The organism is Cupriavidus sp. 21MJTG02-4 (genome assembly GCF_057798975.1).
The window spans coordinates 249637-268595 of sequence record NZ_JBYOJP010000007.1 but is presented as its reverse complement, the minus strand read 5'-3'; the positions used below and the strand labels follow the sequence as shown (position 1 = coordinate 268595).

Genomic DNA, 18959 nt, shown 5'->3' with positions numbered 1-18959 from the left:
GCAGCATGTGCCTGCTCGACAGTGTGCTCGACTGGAACGCGGACTTCATCCGCTGCGAGGCCACGAGCCACCGCAGCGCCGACAATCCGCTGCGCGCGCATGGCCGGCTGGCCGCCGTGTGCGGCGTGGAATACGCGGCGCAGGCCATGGCCGTGCATGGCGCAGTGCTGCAGCAAGGCGCGCAGCGGCCGCGCATGGGCTACCTGGCCAGCGTTCGCAAGCTGGTGCTGGACGTCGAACGGCTCGACGACATTGACGGACCGCTGACCATCGAAGCGCATCGCGTCAGCGGCGAAGGCGCCAACGTGCTTTACACGTTTGAAGTCAGCGGTGGCGGCAAGCGATTGCTTTCCGGCCGGGCGGCGGTCATTCTCGATGTGGCGCTGCCCGGCGCCGCCTGATCCGCCGGATCCGCCTTAGGCCTTGGGCGCAGGCAGGATCTTGCCCGAGACCTCGCCAAAGCCCACGACAAAGCCGTTGCCCTGTGCAAACCCGCTCATGATGATTTCGTCGCCGTCCTCGAGGAAGGCGCGGCTGCTGCCGTCGGCCAGCTGGAGCGGCTCGGCGCCGTTGCGCGTCAGTTCCAGCAGGCTGCCGTAGGAATCAGGCGTGGTGCCGCTGATCGTGCCCGAGCCCATCAGGTCGCCCACGCGCACATTGCAGCCCGACACCGTGTGGTGCGCCAGCTGCTGCGCCATGGTCCAGTACATCGCCTTGAAGTTGGTGCGGCAGATCGTGCTCGGCGCGCCGGCGCCTTGCGGGCGCAGGGCCACTTCCAGCGCGATGTCGTAGGCGTTCTTGCTGTGCTGCTGCAGGTACGGCAGCGGCTCCGGCGACTGCGCGGGATTGTCGCGGCGGAACGGCTCCAGCGCTTCCATGGTCACCACCCACGGCGAAATCGAGGTACCGAAGCCCTTGGAGTTGAACGGTCCGAGCGGCACGTATTCCCACTGCTGGATGTCGCGCGCGCTCCAGTCGTTGAGCAGCACCATGCCGAACATGTGGTCCGGCGCATCGGCGGTGCTGACCGGCTCGCCCAGCGCGGATTCCTTGCCGACGATAAAGCCGACTTCGAGTTCGAAGTCCAGCTTGCGGCACGGCCCGAAGATGGGGCGCGCCTCGTTCGGCAGCTTGATCTGGCCGTTCGGACGGCGCAGGTCGGTACCGCTCACCACCACGGAACTGGCGCGGCCGTTATAGCCGATGGGGATTTCCAGCCAGTTCGGCAACAGCGCGTTTTCCGGGTCGCGGAACATGCGGCCAACGTTGGTGGCGTGCTCTTTGGACGAATAGAAGTCGGTATAGCCCGGGATTTCGACGGGCAGGTGCAACGTGACCTGATCCATCGGCACGAGCGCGCGATCGCGCAGCGCGGCGTTGTCGCGCAGGGCGGCGTCGGCGTCCGACAGCAGCGCCGTCAGGCGCTGGCGGGTTGCCGACCACACCGGCTTGCCCAGCGCGATAAAGCGGTTCAGGCTGGCGGCGGCAAAGCTGCCCTTGGCTGCCGCGGGCAGCAGGCCGGCTTCGTCGAGCGCGGCGAGATCCAGCACAACATTGCCGATTGCCACGCCAACGCGTGCGGGCTGGCCTTTTACGGAGAAGATGCCGAACGGCAGGTTCTGCAGGGGGAAATGGGTCTTGCCGTCGTTGGCGGATTCAATCCAGCTGGTGGTCGGGGCGGTCATGAGGTACTCCGGAAATGTCTGTGGCAAGCGGACGCTGCCGCCTGCCGTTGTTCGTTTTAGGTATGTGGCGCCTGGCCTGCTCAGCGCTCGTTCGGATTGAAATGCTTCTTCAGCCCTTGCCAGCAGGTGTAGTAGTCCTGCTGCAGCGATGCCGAGCGCTCCGCGTAAGGCGTCGGCCGGATCACGCCCGGCGTCTCGAACATGAACGCCATGGTGTCGGTGATGTGATGCGGCGTGGACGTATCGGCCGAGGTCGCCTTGGCGAACGTATCCGCGTCGGGGCCGTGGCCGCTCATGCAGTTGTGCAGGCTGGCGCCGCCCGGTGCGAAGCCATCGGCCTTGGCGTCGTACACGCCGGTGATCAGGCCCATGAATTCGCTGGCGATATTGCGGTGGAACCAGGGCGGGCGGAACGAGTTCTGCATCGCCAGCCAGCGCGGCCCGAAGATGACGAAGTCGATGGTATCCACGCCAGGCGTGTCCGACGGCGACTGCAGCACCAGGAAGATCGACGGGTCCGGATGATCGAAGCTGATCGAGCCGATGGTGTTGAAGCGGCGCAGGTCGTACTTGTAAGGCGCGAAGTTGCCGTGCCATGCCACCACGTCGAGCGGCGAATGGCCGATATCGGCGCGCCACAGGTTGCCCTGGAATTTGGCGACCAGTTCGAAATCGCCTTCGCGGTCCTCGTAGGCGGCCACCGGCGTCATGAAGTCGCGCGGGTTGGCCAGGCCGTTGGAGCCGATCACGCCCAGGTCCGGCAGCTTGAACAGCGCGCCGTAGTTCTCGCAGATATAGCCACGCGCCGTGCCATCCAGCAGTTCCACGCGGAAGCGCACGCCGCGCGGGATCACCACGATTTCCTGAGGCTCGACATCGAGCTTGCCCATTTCCGTCAGGAAGCGCACGCGGCCCTCTTGCGGCACGACCAGCATTTCGCCGTCGGCGTTGTAGAAGAAGCGGTCCTGCATCGACTGGTTGGCCAGGTACAGGTGGATGCCGCAGCCGGTCATGGCTTCCGGGCCGCCGTTGCCGGCCATGGTGACGATGCCGTCGATGAAATCCGTCGGTGTGGCCGGCATGGCCGGCGGGCTCCAGCGCATCTGGTTCGGCGATGCCGGGATTTCGTCGAAGCGGCTCAGGAAGCGCGACTGCTCCACCATCGTGAACGGCTTGTGCACGGCGCCGGGACGGATGCGATACAGCCACGAACGTCGGTTATGGGCGCGCGGCGCGGTGAAGGCCGTGCCGGACAGCTGCTCGGCATACAGGCCATACGGCGCGCGCTGCGGCGAGTTCTGGCCCACGGGCAGTGCGCCCGGCAGCGCCTCGGTGGCGAATTCGTTGGCAAAGCCGGACATGTAGCCGTGTTCGGCCAGCTGGGTGTGCGTGAGGTTCATGGTCGGATCAGCGTCGGGGGTCGGGAGGTTCGTGGCGGAGTCGGGAGGCATGCCGTGCTAGGCCGTGGCAGGGTCATGGTCGGCGGTCGGCATGCCGATCGCCTGTTGCAGGGCGCGGAGCACGGCATCCGCGGAGAAACGGCGCCAGCGCGCACAGACGTGCTGGTCAGGGCGCAGCAGGTAACAGGTGCCCGGGCGGGCGTCATAGCGACGCGCGGCCAGGCCTTCGGTATCGGTCACGGCATGCAGGCCTGTCGGGTCCGTGCAGTGCGCGCCGGCGGGGACGACGCACAGCACAGCCAATGGCACCGGCGTGGCGGCAAGCGCTTCCAGCGAAACGCCCTGCCCGTTGCCGAACACCATCAAGGTAAAGCCAGCGCCCATTTCGCCAAGCAGCCACGCTGCCCGGGCGGGCGTGCCGGCGGCGACTGGCGCATCGGCACAGGCAGTGCCCGGCACCATGGCGCCGGCAAAGCTGTCGGCGTCGGGCGTATTGAGCGGCGAGCCATCCAGCACCGTTGGCTGTGACAGCCGGCCGCTGTTGACCAGTTGCCGTGCGAACGCATGATGGCGGGCAAGCCGCAGCACGGCATCGCGGAACGTGCGGCTCACCGCGCTCTTGGGCGTGATGAAATCGGTCGACCGCGTTGCATGCCGGATGTTCTCGTCGGCCGCGGCCTCGCGTTCGCTGGCGTAGGTGTCCAGCAGCGCGTCAGGAGCACCGGCTTGCAGGACCAGCGCCAGCTTCCACGCCAGGTTCTCCGCATCCTGCACGCCGCTGTTGGCGCCGCGCGCGCCGAATGGCGACACACGGTGCGCGGCGTCGCCGGCAAACAGCACGCGGCCATGGCGAAAGGCGTCCATGCGCTGGCAGCAGAACGTGTAGACGCTGACCCACTCAAGCGTGACATCGACATCGTCGCCCAGCATCGCGCGGATACGCGGCATGACGCGCTCCGGCTGCTTCTCCGTGTCGGGGTCCGCGTCCCAGCCAAGCTGGAAATCGATACGCCAGACGTCGTCGGGCTGGCGGTGCAGCAGCGCCGACTGGCCGCGGTTGAAAGGCGGGTTGAACCAGAACCAGCGTTCGGCGGGGAATGGCGCCGACATCTTCACGTCGGCAATCAGGAAGCGGTCGCGAAAGACGCGGCCCTTGCTTTCGAGTCCCATCAGCGCCCGCACGGCGCTGTGCGCGCCGTCGGCGGCCACCACGTAACGCGCGTGCAACCGGTAGCGGCCATCCGGCGTCTCGACGGTCAGCCAGACGCCATCCAGGTCCTGCTCCACGCCGCAGACGCGGTGCCGCCAGCGCAGGTCGATGCCCGGCAGTTCCGCGGCGCGGTCGACCAGGAAGCCTTCCAGGTAGTACTGCTGAAGATTGACGAAGGCGGGCCGCCGGTGTCCGCTTTCCGGCAGGAGGTCGAACTGGTACACCAGCGACGCGTCGAAGAACACCTTGCCGACATGCCAGCTGACGCCCTTTGCGGCAATGCCTTCGCCACAACCGAGACGATCCAGGATATCGAGCGTGCGCTTGGCGAAACAGATCGCGCGTGAACCGCTGGCCAGCGTGCAATCGTCGTCCAGCAAGACCACCGGCACGCCCCGCTGCGCGAGATCGATCGCCGTGGCCAACCCGACCGGACCCGCACCCACGATCGCAACAGGATGCGACACAGGCAAACCGCGCCCTTCCAGCGGCATGCGCTGTTCGGCGCAAGGCTGGTACGCGAAGGTACGGGGCTGGGAGCTGGTGTCCACGGTGTCTCCAGGTCACGCCGGTATCCGGCTGTGCCGCGGGCCTGGGAGTTTTGTCCTTGCAGGACTCCTCAGGCGAAATTACGGAATGCGTAATGCATTTACCATATCGTAATCGTCGGCAACGGACGTGTCAAACCGTTGCCGAAAAGACGGCCTCAAGGATGTTCTAGTGGGGAAATGGGCGATGCGGGGTTTTTGGAGTACCAAGCGCTGCGGCTTCGCAGGCGCGGCGGTCGAGTCACTTCAGGAAAAATGACCAATGGCCCAGCGTGGCGGAGGCAATTGCGAGCCGCATGGCGGCCTGAGGCGAGGCGATACCGGCAGCGGCAGGCTGCCGCCTGATATGGGGATCGTGTTCAGGAACGAAAAAACGCTGAAATCCAGACAACAGCAACCGGCACAGTCCAACTCGCACTGTGCCGGTTGCTGCCCCCTTTCCGGCGTTCCCCTGCTTCCGCCAGCCACGTCTGGAACGTGGCCGGTCAGGCAGGGTCATCAGAAGGCTGGCTAGTGCCCCTCGCCTGTACCGGAGCCGAAGCCACCGGTAGCCGGGCTGGCTGCGGTCGCCGGTGCACTCGCGGCGGCCGGCTGGCCGGCCATCGAGGCTGCCGTGACGCCGCCATTGCGGCTGGCGATGAATGCGTTTACGTCGGCAGCAAGATGCTGCGGCGCCAGGACGACTTCGAGCCCGAGGGCTTCGCATGCGGCCAGGAAGGTCGACATGCGCGGATCGGCCTGGCCAGACTCTGCACGCAGGTAGGCTTCTCGCGAAATCCCCGCCTTGCGGGCAACGTCTTCCTGCTTCAGCTTGCGCGCTCGACGCAACGCCCGCAGTTGCCGGAACGGTTCGCTAGCGCCTCTTGGCACGGCTGTACTGTTCATGTCGGTCTCCAGTCACCAGTGAAAAAAAAGTGCGCGGACGTGCATTCGAGTATAGAGCACGCAAAGCATTCCGTATGTAACTGCCGAAACACTTTGTGCAGATTTCTTGCAACGAGGTTTTCCGGGGCCAAAGCCCGCTATTTATGGGCCGGATACTGCACTGAATCGTCGCACCGCCCTGACAGTAACGACAATGTGCAGATTGCGTTGACGCAAAAGACTGGGAACGTGACCGGCCCCCGCGAAAGCAGGGGAACCATCATTGACAAACCGACCGGTCGTGCTATTCTGCAGTCCATGCAAAAAGGCCAACTTACGCGCAACGCCATCATCGCGCAGGCGCTCGACACCGCCGCCCGGGTCGGATTCGAACAATTGTCGCTGGCGAGCCTGGCGGCGGACACGAATATGTCCAAGAGCGGGCTCTACGCGCACTTCAAGTCGAAGGAAGCGCTGCAGCAGGCCGTGCTGGAGCTGGCCACGGAACGTTTCGCCGCGATGGTCGCGCGACCCGCCATGCGCCACCCCCGCGGCGTGCCGCGGCTGGAGGCGCTCTTCGAGGGCTACCTGGAATGGCTGGGCGGCACGGTGACCCAGGGGCGCTGCCTGTTCATGGCGCTTGGCCAGGAATACCGCGACAAGCCGGGCGCGATCCGCGACCAGGTGGTGCAGGCGCTGAAGGACTGGCACAGCACCATCGCCCGCGTGGTAACGGATGGCGTCGAGGAAGGCCAGCTGGCGCCGGATGTCGACGCTCGCCAGTTCGCTTTCGACATGGTGGGCATCGGCATGTCGTTCCAGCAATCGTTCAAGCTGCTGGGCCGCGCCGACGCCGAAGCCATGGCGCGGCGCGCATTTGCCGGCCTGCTTGAACGCGCCCGTCCGCGGACGTCGACGGCAAACTGACTACCACGAAGGAACCTGGACGAGGCCGCGCGATTTTCCAAAAAAAAGCACGACTGGTCGTTCTTTATGACAGCGCAGACGCCACCAGGCATGCACCGCCTGATCCGGACCGATCCGCGCGCCCAATCCGTTGGAGGTGTGTTGTGAGGCAGGGACTTTCATCATCGACGTCAGGCTCCGCCGTGAAGATCACGGCTCCGGCTCAGCGGGCAGCCGACGCACTGACACGCCTGCGCTGGCAGGCCGGCAGCCTGCTCAACCCAATCGGCACCGCGCGAGCGTTGGAAAAGCTGTGGTTTGGCCCCCGGCATGCGGTCCCGAACGGCGCCGCGCTGCGCGTAGTCGCGCGCGCGCGTGCCGACTGGGCGTTGGTCGTTGGCCACGGGCCGAGCCGGCGCGTGCGCGTCTACCGCTGGGGCAACAAGGGCCCTGTCGTGCTGCTGGCTCACGGCTGGGGCGGCCATGCAGGCCAGTGGCATGCCGTTGTCGATGGGCTGCTGGCAGCCGGCATGCGCGTGGTGGCATTCGATGCGCTGTCGCACGGCGCCTCGGATGCCGGCGTGCGCGGCAGCACACAGACTTCCGTGGTGGAGATGTCGCGCTCACTGCTGGCGGCAGCGTGGCACGCGGGCCCGGTGCATGCGGTGGTTTCGCATTCGCTCGGCAGTGCCGCCGCCGCGCTGGCGATTCGCGAAGGCCTGCCCGTGCGCGCCGCCGTCATGGTGGGGCCCCCGGCCGATATGCAGGCTGCCTGTGCGGCCATGGCCTGGCGGCTCGGTATCGGTCCAGGCGTGCTCGCGCGCATGCAGTGCGACAGCGAGCAATGGCTGGGCATGCCCTGGTCCGCCTTCAACGTGCCGGAGGTGGGCCGAACCCGGCCCGTGCCGCCAACACTGATCGTCCATGACCGGCACGACCGAGAAGTGCGCTGGGAGGACGGCGCCGCCATTGCCGGGGCGTGGCCGCAATCGCAACTGGTGACGACGGAAGGCCTGGGGCACCGGCGCATCCTGCAGGACGCCAGTGTCATCGCCCGCATCGCCAGCTTCCTCCGGCCGGCCGCCGAGCATCCTGTACCCGGGCTGGCGCGGCCGGACCTGGCTTTGCAGTGAACACGGGAGAACCGACATGTTCCTGGTCAGCAACGACATGACAGCCACCCTGCCCGCTCGCGCGTCGCTGCGCGTGGTGGCGGATGCGGGCGAACGCGTCGCGGTGCGCTGCACCGAAGGCGAACTGTGGCTCATCCGCGACGGCGATCCGAAAGATACCTCGCTGGCCGCCAGCGAGAGCTTTACGCTGCCCGAAGCCAGCCGCGTGGAGCTCTACGCCGTCACCCCGGCCACCTTGCGCGTGACGCGCTGCCGATCGGGCGCCACGACGGGAAGCACCTGGCGCAGCCGCTTCAGGCGCCTGCTAGGGCTGGTCCAACCTTTCCCCACTGGTCGCTAGCGCCGGCTGGCGGGACGACGCATTGCGTCGCCCCGCTCGTGCAGATGGGTGGATTTCTTGTCGGTTAATTGCTTTATTGACCTTCTATCGTCGGCGCCTGGAGCATTTCGCGTAGCTTGAACTTCTGGACCTTGCCCGAAGGCGTCGCCGGCAACGCGTCGCACACCAGCAATCGCTCCGGGATGTACTGCAACGCCACCTTCTGCGCCTTCAGGAAATCCACCATCGCCTGCTTGTCGAAACCCTGCCCTTCCCTGGGCACGACCACGGCACAGGCACGCTCGCCCAGCCGTTCGTCCGGATACGCGACGATGGCCACCTGCGACACGGCGGGATGCCGATACAGCAGCGTTTCGATCTCCACCACCGGAATGTTCTCGCCGCCGCGGATGATCACGTCCTTGCTGCGCCCCGCGATGCGCACATAGCCTTGCGCATCGATGCGCGCGAGGTCGCCGGTGTCGAACCAGCCCTCGGCATCCGTGGCGTTCAACCGGGACCGCTTGAGATAACCGCCGAAATTCGAGCAAGCCCGCACCAGCAACCGCCCGATTTCGCCAGCAGGCAACGCAGCATCGAGCCCGTCCACCACCTTCACCTCGACGCCCGGCAACGGCACGCCATCGGTCGTCGACGCGCGCGCTTCGTCATCATCGGGCAGCGTGGTCGTCACCGCGCCGTTCTCGGTCATGCCCCAGGCCGAGACGATGCTGGCGCCCAGCGCCGCGCGGGCGCGCTCGACCAGCGCACCGGGAATCGGCGCCCCCGCGCACAGGAAGGTACGCAGGCTCGACACGGGTTCGCCTTGCGCCACCGTGCTGGCCAGATCGGTCAGGAACGGCGTCGATCCCATGGTGAAGGTGACACCGGCTTCGCGGATCAGCCGTGCCGCTTGCACCGGGTCCCAGATGTCCTGCAACACCGCTTGCGCGCCAAGCACCACCGGCATCATCAGGCCATACATGAAGCCGGTCTGGTGTGCCATCGGCGAAGCCATCAGCACCGCGTCGCCGGCCCCCAGGTGCAGCCGCTCCGCATACGGAAGGATGTTCGACAGCAGCGTGTTGGCCGTATGCATCACGCCCTTGGGCTCCCCCGTGGTGCCGGACGTATAGATCAGCTGCGTGACGTCGTCCGGGCCCGGACGATGGCGCGTCAGGATGGCGCGCGCGTCGGGGTCTTCCTCGCGATCGGGCCCGCACAGCATGGCCTCAAACCCGTCGGCGCCATCACTCCCGGTCACCACCACATGCCGCAAGTCCGGCAACGAGGCGCGCAACCCCTCCAGCATCGCCGCATGGTCAAAGCCACGAAACCGCTGTGGCACGACCACGACCTTGCTGCCCGCGTGCGCCAGCATGAACGCCAGCTCGCGCTCGCGGAAGATCGGCATCAGCGGATTGAGCACCGCGCCGATGCGCGCGCAAGCCAGGTACAGCGCCGAGACTTCCCAGCGATTGGGCAACTGGCAAGACACCACGTCATTGCGCCCAATCCCAAGCCGGCTCAGCCCGACGGCGATACGCGCGACCACCGCATCGAGCTGTCGCCACGTGAAGCGCCTGATCGTGCCACTTTCCACCTGCAGCGACATCAACGCGGCCCCGTCCGGCGACCGCGCCACGCTGGCATCGAAATAGTCGTTGATGGTGCGGTCGTGCCACAGCCCCGCCGCCACGCTCGCCGCGCGGCGTGGCGCAATCAGTACCGTGTCGAAATCCATGGCTTGTCTCCTCTGTTCTTGTCTGGATAGCCCGGCCTGCCCGCCGATTCAGGCCGGCACCGCGGCACGCCCGGCACGGCCGCGCGCGATGATGGTCTTCATGATCTGGGCCGTGCCGTCGCCAATCTGGAAGCCCAGCACATCGCGCAGGCGCTGCTCCATCACGCCGCGGTCATAGCCGCCATGCCCGAACGACAGCAGGCACTGGTGCACCACGTCGTAGGCCAGCCGCGGCGCCCACCACTTGCACATGGCCGCTTCGGCCGTATGCGGCAGCCCCTGGTCCTTGAGCCACAGCGTCTGCAGGCACAGCAGGCGCGCTGCCGTGACCTGCGTCTCGAAATCCGCGAGCGGATGCGATACGCCCTGGAACGCGGACAGCGGTTTGCCAAAGGCCTGGCGCTCCGCCACGTACTCCCAGGTTTCGTCGAGCGCCGCCTGAGCCACCGCGAGCACCTGCAGGCCGATCAGCGCGCGCGAGAAATCGAAGCCCTGCATCACCTGGACAAAACCCTGGCCTTCGCTGCCCAGCAAGTGGTTCGCCGGCACGCGTACGTTCTCGAAGAAGATCGAGCCGCGCCCGATCGCACGCTGGCCATGGCAATCGAAGCGGCTGCGCGCGACCCCCGGCAGGTCCATTGGCACCAGCACGGCCGAGATGCCGCGCGCGCCATCCTCGACACTGCCGGTACGCGCAAAGACCACGGCCGCATCGGCCTGGTCCGCCGCGGAAATCGACGTCTTCTCGCCATTGAGCACAAAGCTGTCGCCCACGCGCTCCATGCGCAGGCGCAGGCTCGCCGCGTCCGACCCGCCGCGCGGCTCGGTCAGCGCGATCGCCAGCAGAGCCTCGCCGCGCGTGAGCCGCTGCAGCCAGGGCTTCCCCACCCCGGGCAACGCATGCTGCGCGAGGATCTGCCCGTTGAGCGAGGCCAGCAGGTTGACATACGACATGCTCAGGTCAGCGCGCGCGACGGCTTCGTGGATCACCCCTGCGGCCAGGCAACCCATGCCCTGCCCGCCGCAATCCTCCGGCAGCTCGGGGCCGATAAAGCCCATCTCGCCCATCTGCCGCATCAGCGTGCGGTCAAGTACTCGCGTCTTGTCGCGCTCCAGGAAACCAGGCGCGATGCGCTCATCCGCGAACCGGCGCGCATGCTCCGCCAGCGCCTGCAGGTCTTCATTGAGGTAGGGATTCATGGTGTCTCCTCGGTCTGCCTGCCGGTGAATTACTTCGCGTACTTGCGGAACTCGGGCTTGCGCTTTTCCTGGAAGGCCCGGACGCCCTCGCGCGATTCCTCGGTGTCGTAGTAGAGCTTCAGCGCATACATGCCCATGCCGGCGATACCGCTCTGGTGGGCCGTGTCCATGTTGAACGAGCGCTTGGCGATGGCGATGGCAGTCGGGCTCTTCTCCATGATCTCGTCGCACCACTTCTGCACCTCGGCATCGAGCTGCTCGTGCGGCACCACGGCGTTGATCAGCCCCATCGCCAGCGCCTCGGCCGCGGGATAGCGGCGGCACAGGTACCAGATCTCGCGCGCCTTCTTCTCGCCGACGACGCGAGCCAGGAAGGCCGTGCCATAGCCCGGGTCGACCGAGCCGACCTTCGGCCCGACCTGCCCGAACACGGCCTTTTCGGAGGCAATGGTGAAATCGCAGATCGTGCACAGCACGTTGCCGCCGCCCACGGCATAGCCCTGCACGCGCGCGATGACGGGCTTGGGCACGTCGCGGATGGCGTTATGCAGTTCCTCCATCGGCAGGCCGATGGTGCCGCGGCCGTCATACTGGCCTTCATGCGCGGACTGGTCGCCGCCGGTGCAGAAGGCCTTTTCGCCGGCGCCAGCGAGCACGATCGCGCCGATCTCGCGGTCGTAGCCGGCGCGGTTGATCGCGTGGATGAGCTCGTCGCAGGTGCGGCCGCGGAACGCGTTCATCTTCTCGGGGCGGTTGATGATGATCCACGCCGCGCCGTTGCGGACTTCATAGAGGATGTCTTCGTATTGCATGATGTTCTGTCTCCTGTCGGATGCTTTGTGTAGCGCCGGCAATCAGCCGTTCATGGTCAGGCCGCCAGACACGCTGAGTACCTGTCCGGTGATGAATGCGGCGTCATCGCTGGCAAAAAAGGCGATCGCACCGGGCAGGTCGTCCGGTTGGCCGATGCGGCCGAGCGGGATCGATCGCGTGAACGCTTCCACCAGCTTCTCGGGGTTGCCGGCGCCCTGCTTGTAGTCTTCGAACAGCGCGGTCTGCGTCGGCCCCGGGCACACCACGTTGACCGTGATGCCGTGGCGCGCATGCTCGCGCGCAATCGTCTTGGAGAACGACACCAGCCCGCCCTTGCACGCGGCATAGACCGCTTCGCCGGAAGACCCCACGCGCGCCGCGTCCGAGGCGATGTTGATGATGCGTCCCTGCTTGCGCTCCACCATGCCGGGCAGCACCGCGTGATGCATATGCAGCGCGCCGGTCAGGTTGATGGCGATCAGGCGCTCCCATTGCGCCGGTTCGGTTCGCGTAAAGGGCTTGAACACATCCCAGCCCGCGTTGTTGACCAGCACGTCGACGGGACCGAGTTCCTGCTGCACCGCCGCCACGGCAGCATCCACACTGGCGCGGTCGGTAATGTCGCAAGAGATTGCGAGCGCGCGCGCGCCGGCTTCGGTAATGCGCGCCGCCACCTTCCGTGCCGCATCCGCGCTGAGATCCAGCACGCCCACTGCCGCGCCTTCCCGCGCAAAGCGCAAACACGTTGCGCCGCCGATACCGCCGCCACCTCCGGTCACGATGACCGTCTTGCCCTTGAGTCCTTGCACAGCTTTCTCCCACGAGGTCTCCAGTGCTATCGTGCCGCCATCGCATCACGCATCGTCACTGAATTAGGTAAATATATTGACCTATACTAGGTGGTGTCGCTTCAGTGCGCAAGGCTCTCGATCACTGGATAGCATCATGGTTAACCCGGAATTTGGCGACGCAATCGCCCCAGACGCGCGGATGGAACTCGCCAATCGGCTGTTCTTCCGCCTCTATCAATGCGCAAACATGTTGCATAAGACCGGTTCGCGCGCCGTGGAAGCGGAGGGGCTGACCACGCAGCAGTGGGCGGTCCTGGGGGCGCTGTCGCGGCCGGAGGCCGCCAACGGCATGAGCGTGGGCGACCTGGCGCGCTACCTGATGGTGAGCCGCCAGAACCTGTCCGGGCTGGTCAGCCGCATGGAGCGGGACGGCCACGTGAGCCTGGCGCCCGACGGGCGCGACCGGCGGTCCAGGCTGGTGCGGATGAGCGAAACGGGACGCGAGGTGTGGCTGCACCAGGCGCAGCCGAAGATTCGCGACTACTACGAGCGCGCGCTAGAGGGCTTTTCCACGAACGACCTGACGCACACGCTGCATTACCTGCTCAAGCTGCTTGACAACATGCAGGGACTCGACACCGGCGCGGTAGACGCGGAAAGCGACTGACCCGCCGTATCGCGTGTGCAACGGCGCGTGCCGCAAACCGTGCTGCGCGCCAGCCCTGGATACCGGAAAGCCGCCTGGTACGGCGAGTGGCTTGCAACTTGCGTGATGCCGGGATTGCTCAGGTGCGAGGGGGCCTTATCACGCGAGGCGCGATGGCTTCATCGCTCTATGCCCCAAAGCCCCGAGCCACCGTCAACGCCAGCCGCGCCGACGGCGCCGATCCATCTTGCCGGAGACACATCATGAACCGATATCTCGTACTGGCAACCTTCACCGACCAGGGCATCCGTACCGTGAAGGAAACCACCAAGCGCGCCGCCGCGGTGCGCGAAATGGGGGCGCAATTCGGCGTGCAGGTGAAAGACATCTACTGGACGCTCGGCGCCTATGACATCGCGCTGGTACTGGAAGCATCGGATGACGCGGCGATCACCGCCTTCGGCATGTCGGTCGGCGCGCAGGGCAATGTGCGCACGCAAACGCTGCGCGCGTTCAATGCCGACGAAATGCAGGGCATTCTCGGCAAGGTGCGTTGATGGGTGGCGCCTTGATGCAGTGATAAAGCGGAAAGCGCCTGACGCACTTCCCCGTGCCAGGCGCTATCCGCTTTCCGGCCTCAATGCGATTGCCGCGACTTCGACCGGGAAGGCTCGTCGTCGTAGAAGCCAGGCGGATAAATCGGGTAGCGCAGGGCCGCATACACGACAACGGCCGCGCCGATCACGGTAATCCAGTCGAGCAGATCCGCCACGCAGACTCCTTGCAACGGCCGCACGGTGAATCCGCCGGCCCTGCCTGAAGTCTATGAACGATCGGCCCCCGACCCAACGACCGATTTCGACTTTGCATCCTCGGGCGGTGACGTGCGCTGCGCCAGCAGCTTCTGGATCACCGCCTCGGTTTCGGCATAGTTGCCTTCGCCATAGTGGTGGTAGACGATGCGGCCCTGCGCATCGATCAGGTACGTGGCGGGCCAATACTGGTTGCGGAATGCCGACCATGTGGCATACGCGTTGTCCTGCGCAACCGGATAGCGGATGCCGAAGCGCTGGATGGCCTCCTGCACATTGGCCGTCGATTTCTCGAAGGCGAACTCCGGCGTGTGCACGCCGACCACGACCAGCCCCTGGTCCTTGTACTTCTCATGCCACTGCTTCACGTAGGGCAGCGTGTGGATGCAGTTGATGCACGAGTAGGTCCAGAAGTCGACCAGCACGACCTTGCCGCGCAGCTCGCGCATCGACAACGGTGGGGAATTCAGCCAGTGGTCGATGTCCGTGAACTCGGGTGCCTTGCCCCGGTCCGCGACGGCCGGACCGGCGGAGGCACTGAATCCGGTGCTGAAGACATAGATGGCAATGAGGAGGGCCGCTGCCATGGCGGCGCGAAGGAAGGTGCGCATGATTGGGCTGGGACGCGACGCCGGTCGCGCTCTCTGGTCGTTGGGCAATGTGGCCGGCGCGTCCATCGCGCTGGCACACCTCCATTGAAGTCGACCGATGTATCGCGCGCTTGTTGCGTAGCGGCCTGGTGCATGTGCTCGCGTATCGCCGCGCGGCTGTGATACAGGCGCATACAAAGGCCCCGGCGCAAACAGGCCTTGCGCGTCTCCCGACGCCTGTTCAGCCCAGCCTGACTTCCGCCGCCAGCCCCCCGCCTTCCCGATTGCGCAGCCGCAGCGATCCGCCGATCGCCACCGCGAGCTGCTGCGCAATGGCCAGGCCCAGCCCGGTGCCGCCGGTCTCGCGGCTGCGTGAATTCTCCAGCCGGACAAACGGCTGCAAGACCGCGTCCAGCTTGTCTTCCGGAATGCCGGCGCCGCGATCCAGCACTTCGATGACCACGGCATCCTGGTCGCGGCGCACATTCAGTTCCGCCGCCCCGCCGAACTTGATCGCGTTGTCGATCAGGTTGGTCAGGATGCGGCGCAGCGCCTGTGGGCGCGTTTCGATGGCACAGCCGATGCTCTGCTGCACCGTGACCGCCTTGCCGGTGTCCTGGTAGTCATAGACCAGGCTCTCGACAAACGACCCGAGGTCGATGCGCGAAGTCTTCTCGCCGCCGCCGTGCGCCGAGCGCGCATAGGCAAGCCCTTCGCGCACCAGCGTCTGGATCTCCGCCAGGTCGCTCACCATCTTGCGCTTCTCCTCGGACTCCTCGGCCATCTCGGCACGCAGCTTCATGCGCGTGATGGGCGTCTGCAAGTCATGGGAGATCGCGGCAAGGATCTGCACGCGTTCTTCCACGAACGTTGCGATGCGCTCGCGCATGGCATTGAACGCGCGCGCCGCGCGCGCCAGCTCGGTCGGGCCGCTCTCGTCGAGCGGCGCCGTCTTCGCGTTCGGGTCGAGCGCATCGGCGGCCTCCGCCAACTGCACCAGCGGGCGGATCGACAGCCGCACCGCGAACCAGCAGCACAGCACCAGCAGCAACAGCTGGATCAACAGCACATAGGGCAGCCATTGCGCGATCGGTGTCATGCGCGGATGCACGTCGATGGTCAGCGGGCTGCCGTCGCTGAGCGTCAGGTGGGCCTGCAATTGCTTGCCGTCGCCGGGAATGGACTCGACCCTGACCGAAAAGCGGCCTCCGCTTGCCTCCATGATCCGGTCGGCAATATCCTGGCCGCGCTGGGACATCTCAGGCATGCCGGGCTGGCCCGGCCCAAGGATGTACTGATAGTTGCCCCGGTTCAGGCGAGGCAGCCACTGCGGCCGCTCGTTGGCCGGCAGCCGGTCCAGAATGGCAATGGACGTGGAGACGTCGGTTTCCAGCGTGCCCAGCATCACCTGGCGCGCCGAGATATAGCGTTCCGAAAACAGCACGGCAAACGACAGGCCGTGGGCGATCAGCAGCCCGGCGAACAGGATCAGGAACAGCCGCGCCCCCATCGTGCGGGGCCACGCCCAGTGGCGCGCGGGCAACGTCACTGGCGTGCCTCCCGGATCTCGACGGGCACGGCGAACACATAGCCCTCGTTGCGCACGGTCTTGATGTGCCTGGGCTCGCGCGCATCGTCATTGAGGCGCTGGCGCAGGCGGCTGACCAGCAGGTCGATCGAGCGCTCGAACATCTCGGCCTCGCGGCCCTGCGTGAGGTTGAGTAGTTGGTCGCGGTTCAGCACGCGCTGGGGGTGGTCGACAAACACGCGCAGCAGCCGGTACTCCGCCCCGCTCAGCGCGACGATGGTGCCCTCGTGGTCGATCAGGTGGCGCGCGGTGGTATCGAGCTGCCAGTCGCCGAACGCGAGGATTTCCGCGGCCTCGGTGATCTGCAGGTTGGGCGGCAACATGCGTGTGCGGCGCAGCACCGCCTTGATGCGCGCGAGCAGCTCGCGCGCCGCGAACGGCTTGGCCAGGTAGTCGTCGGCGCCCATCTCGAGCCCGATGATGCGGTCGGTCTCGTCGTCGCGGGCCGTCAGCATCAGGATCGGCGTAGCCTTGTGCTTGCCCGCCCGCAGCTCGCGGCACAGCACCAGCCCGTCGTCGCCGGGCATCATCACGTCCAGCACGATCAGGTCGACGGTGTTGGCCTCCAGGAACGCCCGCATATGCCGCCCGTCCGGCGCGACCGTCGTGCGCAGGCCGTTCTTGGTCAGATAGGTGGAGACCAGTTCGCGGATCTCCCGGTCGTCATCGACGATCAGGATGTGGTCGACGTGTGCGTCCATCGTTGTGGCCTCGGCAAAAGTGGAAGGGATCGGGCAACCTGCTTTGCCAGCATTGTATGAGGGTGGCCCGTCTTGCGTGTATCGCCATGTATCTGGCGGCTGCGGCCGCACAAAGCGGTACAAAACCGCGCCATGGCGACACATGGCGGCGACGCCGGCCCGGTCTGATAGGGACCAAGCCAATCCCGAGCGAAAGGACACCCGTCATGACCTTGCTGATCCTTGCCTACCTGGGTGGAGTCCTCACCATCCTGAGCCCCTGCATCCTGCCCGTCCTGCCCTTTGTCCTCAGCCGGGCCGGGCAGCCTTTCTTGCGCAGCCGGCTCCCGTTGCTGGCGGGCATGGCGCTGACCTTTGCCGCGGTGGCCTCGCTGGCGTCGGCCGGTGGCGCGTGGGCCGTGCGCGCCAATGCCTATGGCCGCATCGGCGCGCTGGCGCTGCTGGCCGTGTTCGGGCTGTCGCTGCTGCTGCCCCGTGTGGCGGAGATGCTCGCGCGCCCCGTCGTGGCGCTCGGCAACCGGCTAGCCGGCGGCAGTGCGTCGGGGCCGGCCTCCGACTCGCCCTGGGGATCGCTGCTGCTCGGCATTGCCACCGGGCTGCTGTGGGCCCCTTGCGCCGGGCCGATTCTCGGCCTGGTGCTGACCGGAGCCGCGCTCAATGGCGCCAGTGTCTCGACGTCCCTGTCGCTCGCGGCCTATGCCGCTGGCGCGGCGACCTCGCTAGCGGCGGCGCTGGGCCTCGGCGGACGCGTCTTCGCGCTGATGAAGCGAACCGTGGGCGCGAGCCAGTGGCTGCGGCAGGGGCTGGGTGCCGGTGTGCTCGGCGGCGTGCTGGCGATCGGACTCGGCGCGGATACCGGCCTGCTGGCACAGTTGTCGGCAAGCGGCCCGGTGCGGCTCGAACAGGCGCTGGTCGATGCCCTGCACAAGGAGCGCCTCGCAACGCACGCTGCCAACGACACCGCCGGCCCCGACCGCGGCAATGGCGTACTGCTCGCCGCCAATGACACGAGCGCGGGCTTCCCCGCCTCCTTGCGCGTCGAAGGCCGGTTGCCTGCGCTCGACGGCGCCACGCAATGGCTCAATTCGCCGCCGTTGTCGCGCGAACAGCTGCAGGGCAAGGTCACGCTGGTCTACTTCTGGACTTATTCCTGCATCAACTGCATCCGCACGCTGCCTTACCTGCGCGCATGGGCTGACAAGTACAAGGACCAGGGCCTGACGGTGGTCGGCGTGCATACGCCCGAGTTCGCGTTCGAGAAGTCGCCGGACAACGTGCGTCGCGCGGTGGCGGACTTCCGCATCGGCTTCCCCGTGGCCGTGGACAGCGATTACCGCATCTGGCGCGCGTTCCATAACAATTACTGGCCGGCCGCCTACTTTGTCGACGCGCGCGGCAATATCCGCCACCACCAGTTCGGCGAGGGCGACTACGCAACATCGGAACGGGTCATCCAGACCCTGCTGGCCGAAGCCGGCCACCGCGCCGTGGCAGGCGACGTCGTCGCGCCCCCCGCAGGCGGCGCACAGGCTGCGCCGGACCTGCGCAATGTCCGCTCCGACGAAACCTATATCGGCTACAGCCAGGCGGTGAATTTCGCCTCGCCGGGCGAAATGCGGCAAGACGCATCGCGGCAGTACACCGTGGGCAAGCTGCTCCTGAACGAGTGGGGCCTGTCAGGCCAATGGACCATCGGCCCCGAGCAAGCCACGCTCGATCGCGCCGACGGCGGCATCCGCTACCGCTTCCACGCGCGCGACCTCCACCTGGTACTGGGGCCGGCGGCCAATGGCCGGGCGGTCCGCTTTATCGTGACGATCGACGGCAAGCCGCCCGGCGCGAGCCATGGCGCCGATACCGATGCGGGCGGCAACGGCGCCGTCACGCAGACGCGGCTCTACCAACTGGTGCGGCAGGCCGGCGAAGTGGGCGAGCATACGTTCGAAATCCGCTTCCTGGACCCCGGCGCACAGGCTTACGCATTCACGTTCGGCTAACCTGCGCTGCGC

The 18959-nt window shown here is 66.6% G+C and carries 19 protein-coding genes; 7 read left to right on the top strand and 12 right to left on the bottom strand.

Going from position 1 to position 18959, the window contains the following annotated elements; genetic code table 11:
- Positions 1-5: 5 nt before the first annotated feature.
- On the top strand, positions 6-401 hold the full coding sequence (locus AC3FKH_RS16815; RefSeq protein WP_488677059.1) for an ApeP family dehydratase: 396 nt from the start codon (positions 6-8) through the stop codon (positions 399-401).
- A gap of 15 nt (positions 402-416) precedes the next feature.
- Here the strand turns inward: AC3FKH_RS16815 and fahA are convergent, their stop codons facing one another.
- The 4 genes from fahA to AC3FKH_RS16795 all read right to left on the bottom strand — a co-directional run bounded on the left by fahA (position 417) and on the right by AC3FKH_RS16795 (position 5728).
- The gene (fahA, locus tag AC3FKH_RS16810) at positions 417-1685 is read right to left on the bottom strand and encodes a fumarylacetoacetase (protein ID WP_488676994.1); all 1269 of its coding nucleotides are present in this window, start codon (positions 1683-1685) and stop codon (positions 417-419) included.
- An 80-nt stretch (positions 1686-1765) separates the two neighbouring features.
- Positions 1766-3085 (bottom strand): homogentisate 1,2-dioxygenase, encoded by a 1320-nt coding sequence (gene hmgA, locus AC3FKH_RS16805; RefSeq protein ID WP_488676993.1) that lies wholly within the window; start codon positions 3083-3085, stop codon positions 1766-1768.
- A gap of 57 nt (positions 3086-3142) precedes the next feature.
- Positions 3143-4846 carry an FAD-dependent oxidoreductase gene (locus AC3FKH_RS16800; RefSeq protein WP_488676992.1) on the bottom strand — a complete coding sequence of 568 codons (1704 nt, stop codon included), beginning with the start codon at positions 4844-4846 and terminating at the stop codon, positions 3143-3145.
- 507 nt (positions 4847-5353) lie between these two features.
- Positions 5354-5728 (bottom strand): helix-turn-helix domain-containing protein, encoded by a 375-nt coding sequence (locus AC3FKH_RS16795; RefSeq protein ID WP_211946536.1) that lies wholly within the window; start codon positions 5726-5728, stop codon positions 5354-5356.
- A 297-nt stretch (positions 5729-6025) separates the two neighbouring features.
- Between AC3FKH_RS16795 and AC3FKH_RS16790 the strand changes: the two genes are divergently transcribed.
- The 3 genes from AC3FKH_RS16790 (at position 6026) to AC3FKH_RS16780 (ending at position 8086) form a co-directional block, all read left to right on the top strand.
- The gene (locus AC3FKH_RS16790) at positions 6026-6634 is read left to right on the top strand and encodes a TetR/AcrR family transcriptional regulator (protein WP_488676991.1); all 609 of its coding nucleotides are present in this window, start codon (positions 6026-6028) and stop codon (positions 6632-6634) included.
- A 182-nt stretch (positions 6635-6816) separates the two neighbouring features.
- Positions 6817-7746, top strand: coding sequence for an alpha/beta fold hydrolase (locus AC3FKH_RS16785; RefSeq protein ID WP_488676990.1), 930 nt, complete (start codon positions 6817-6819; stop codon positions 7744-7746).
- 16 nt (positions 7747-7762) lie between these two features.
- The gene (locus AC3FKH_RS16780; RefSeq protein WP_488676989.1) at positions 7763-8086 is read left to right on the top strand and encodes a DUF2917 domain-containing protein; all 324 of its coding nucleotides are present in this window, start codon (positions 7763-7765) and stop codon (positions 8084-8086) included.
- A 73-nt stretch (positions 8087-8159) separates the two neighbouring features.
- Here AC3FKH_RS16780 and aliA read toward each other — a convergent pair whose 3' ends face one another.
- From aliA to badH, 4 genes are read right to left on the bottom strand one after another with little or no spacing between them, the layout of a single operon-like run.
- On the bottom strand, positions 8160-9809 hold the full coding sequence (gene aliA / locus AC3FKH_RS16775) for a cyclohexanecarboxylate-CoA ligase (RefSeq protein ID WP_488676988.1): 1650 nt from the start codon (positions 9807-9809) through the stop codon (positions 8160-8162).
- A 48-nt stretch (positions 9810-9857) separates the two neighbouring features.
- Positions 9858-11009 carry a cyclohexanecarboxyl-CoA dehydrogenase gene (aliB, locus tag AC3FKH_RS16770; protein WP_488676987.1) on the bottom strand — a complete coding sequence of 384 codons (1152 nt, stop codon included), beginning with the start codon at positions 11007-11009 and terminating at the stop codon, positions 9858-9860.
- 29 nt (positions 11010-11038) lie between these two features.
- Complete coding sequence (gene badI, locus AC3FKH_RS16765) at positions 11039-11821, bottom strand: 2-ketocyclohexanecarboxyl-CoA hydrolase (RefSeq protein ID WP_488676986.1); 783 nt, start codon at positions 11819-11821, stop codon at positions 11039-11041.
- A gap of 42 nt (positions 11822-11863) precedes the next feature.
- Positions 11864-12631, bottom strand: coding sequence for a 2-hydroxycyclohexanecarboxyl-CoA dehydrogenase (gene badH / locus AC3FKH_RS16760; RefSeq protein ID WP_488676985.1), 768 nt, complete (start codon positions 12629-12631; stop codon positions 11864-11866).
- A gap of 136 nt (positions 12632-12767) precedes the next feature.
- Between badH and AC3FKH_RS16755 the strand changes: the two genes are divergently transcribed.
- On the top strand, positions 12768-13280 hold the full coding sequence (locus AC3FKH_RS16755) for a MarR family winged helix-turn-helix transcriptional regulator (protein ID WP_488676984.1): 513 nt from the start codon (positions 12768-12770) through the stop codon (positions 13278-13280).
- 242 nt (positions 13281-13522) lie between these two features.
- Positions 13523-13816, top strand: a complete 294-nt coding sequence (locus tag AC3FKH_RS16750) for a GYD domain-containing protein (RefSeq protein ID WP_488676983.1) — start codon at positions 13523-13525, stop codon at positions 13814-13816.
- A gap of 80 nt (positions 13817-13896) precedes the next feature.
- On the opposite strand, the gene AC3FKH_RS16745 is transcribed toward AC3FKH_RS16750, so the two are convergent.
- The 4 genes from AC3FKH_RS16745 to AC3FKH_RS16730 form a co-directional block, all read right to left on the bottom strand.
- Positions 13897-14031: a hypothetical protein gene (locus tag AC3FKH_RS16745; protein ID WP_488676982.1), complete on the bottom strand. Its 135-nt coding sequence runs from the start codon at positions 14029-14031 to the stop codon at positions 13897-13899.
- A 51-nt stretch (positions 14032-14082) separates the two neighbouring features.
- Positions 14083-14682 (bottom strand): thioredoxin family protein, encoded by a 600-nt coding sequence (locus tag AC3FKH_RS16740; protein ID WP_488676981.1) that lies wholly within the window; start codon positions 14680-14682, stop codon positions 14083-14085.
- A gap of 220 nt (positions 14683-14902) precedes the next feature.
- Entirely contained in the window at positions 14903-16171 is a 1269-nt protein-coding gene (locus AC3FKH_RS16735) for an ATP-binding protein (protein ID WP_488677058.1), read from the bottom strand.
- 35 nt (positions 16172-16206) lie between these two features.
- Positions 16207-16950 carry a response regulator gene (locus AC3FKH_RS16730; protein ID WP_488676980.1) on the bottom strand — a complete coding sequence of 248 codons (744 nt, stop codon included), beginning with the start codon at positions 16948-16950 and terminating at the stop codon, positions 16207-16209.
- Between the two features lie 206 nt (positions 16951-17156).
- Between AC3FKH_RS16730 and AC3FKH_RS16725 the strand changes: the two genes are divergently transcribed.
- Positions 17157-18947 (top strand): cytochrome c biogenesis protein DipZ, encoded by a 1791-nt coding sequence (locus AC3FKH_RS16725; protein WP_488676979.1) that lies wholly within the window; start codon positions 17157-17159, stop codon positions 18945-18947.
- The last annotated feature ends 12 nt before the right edge of the window (positions 18948-18959 follow it).

What these genes read in the sequence shown, in the direction of transcription:
- AC3FKH_RS16815 (WP_488677059.1), top strand. Translation starts at nt 6, where the DNA reads ATGTGCCTGCTCGACAGTGTGCTCGACTGGAACGCGGACTTCATCCGC.
- fahA (WP_488676994.1), bottom strand. Translation starts at nt 1,685, where the DNA reads ATGACCGCCCCGACCACCAGCTGGATTGAATCCGCCAACGACGGCAAG.
- hmgA (WP_488676993.1), bottom strand. Translation starts at nt 3,085, where the DNA reads ATGAACCTCACGCACACCCAGCTGGCCGAACACGGCTACATGTCCGGC.
- AC3FKH_RS16795 (WP_211946536.1), bottom strand. Translation starts at nt 5,728, where the DNA reads ATGAACAGTACAGCCGTGCCAAGAGGCGCTAGCGAACCGTTCCGGCAA.
- AC3FKH_RS16790 (WP_488676991.1), top strand. Translation starts at nt 6,026, where the DNA reads ATGCAAAAAGGCCAACTTACGCGCAACGCCATCATCGCGCAGGCGCTC.
- AC3FKH_RS16780 (WP_488676989.1), top strand. Translation starts at nt 7,763, where the DNA reads ATGTTCCTGGTCAGCAACGACATGACAGCCACCCTGCCCGCTCGCGCG.
- aliA (WP_488676988.1), bottom strand. Translation starts at nt 9,809, where the DNA reads ATGGATTTCGACACGGTACTGATTGCGCCACGCCGCGCGGCGAGCGTG.
- aliB (WP_488676987.1), bottom strand. Translation starts at nt 11,009, where the DNA reads ATGAATCCCTACCTCAATGAAGACCTGCAGGCGCTGGCGGAGCATGCG.
- badI (WP_488676986.1), bottom strand. Translation starts at nt 11,821, where the DNA reads ATGCAATACGAAGACATCCTCTATGAAGTCCGCAACGGCGCGGCGTGG.
- AC3FKH_RS16755 (WP_488676984.1), top strand. Translation starts at nt 12,768, where the DNA reads ATGGTTAACCCGGAATTTGGCGACGCAATCGCCCCAGACGCGCGGATG.
- AC3FKH_RS16750 (WP_488676983.1), top strand. Translation starts at nt 13,523, where the DNA reads ATGAACCGATATCTCGTACTGGCAACCTTCACCGACCAGGGCATCCGT.
- AC3FKH_RS16740 (WP_488676981.1), bottom strand. Translation starts at nt 14,682, where the DNA reads ATGCGCACCTTCCTTCGCGCCGCCATGGCAGCGGCCCTCCTCATTGCC.
- AC3FKH_RS16735 (WP_488677058.1), bottom strand. Translation starts at nt 16,171, where the DNA reads ATGGGGGCGCGGCTGTTCCTGATCCTGTTCGCCGGGCTGCTGATCGCC.
- AC3FKH_RS16730 (WP_488676980.1), bottom strand. Translation starts at nt 16,950, where the DNA reads ATGGACGCACACGTCGACCACATCCTGATCGTCGATGACGACCGGGAG.
- AC3FKH_RS16725 (WP_488676979.1), top strand. Translation starts at nt 17,157, where the DNA reads ATGACCTTGCTGATCCTTGCCTACCTGGGTGGAGTCCTCACCATCCTG.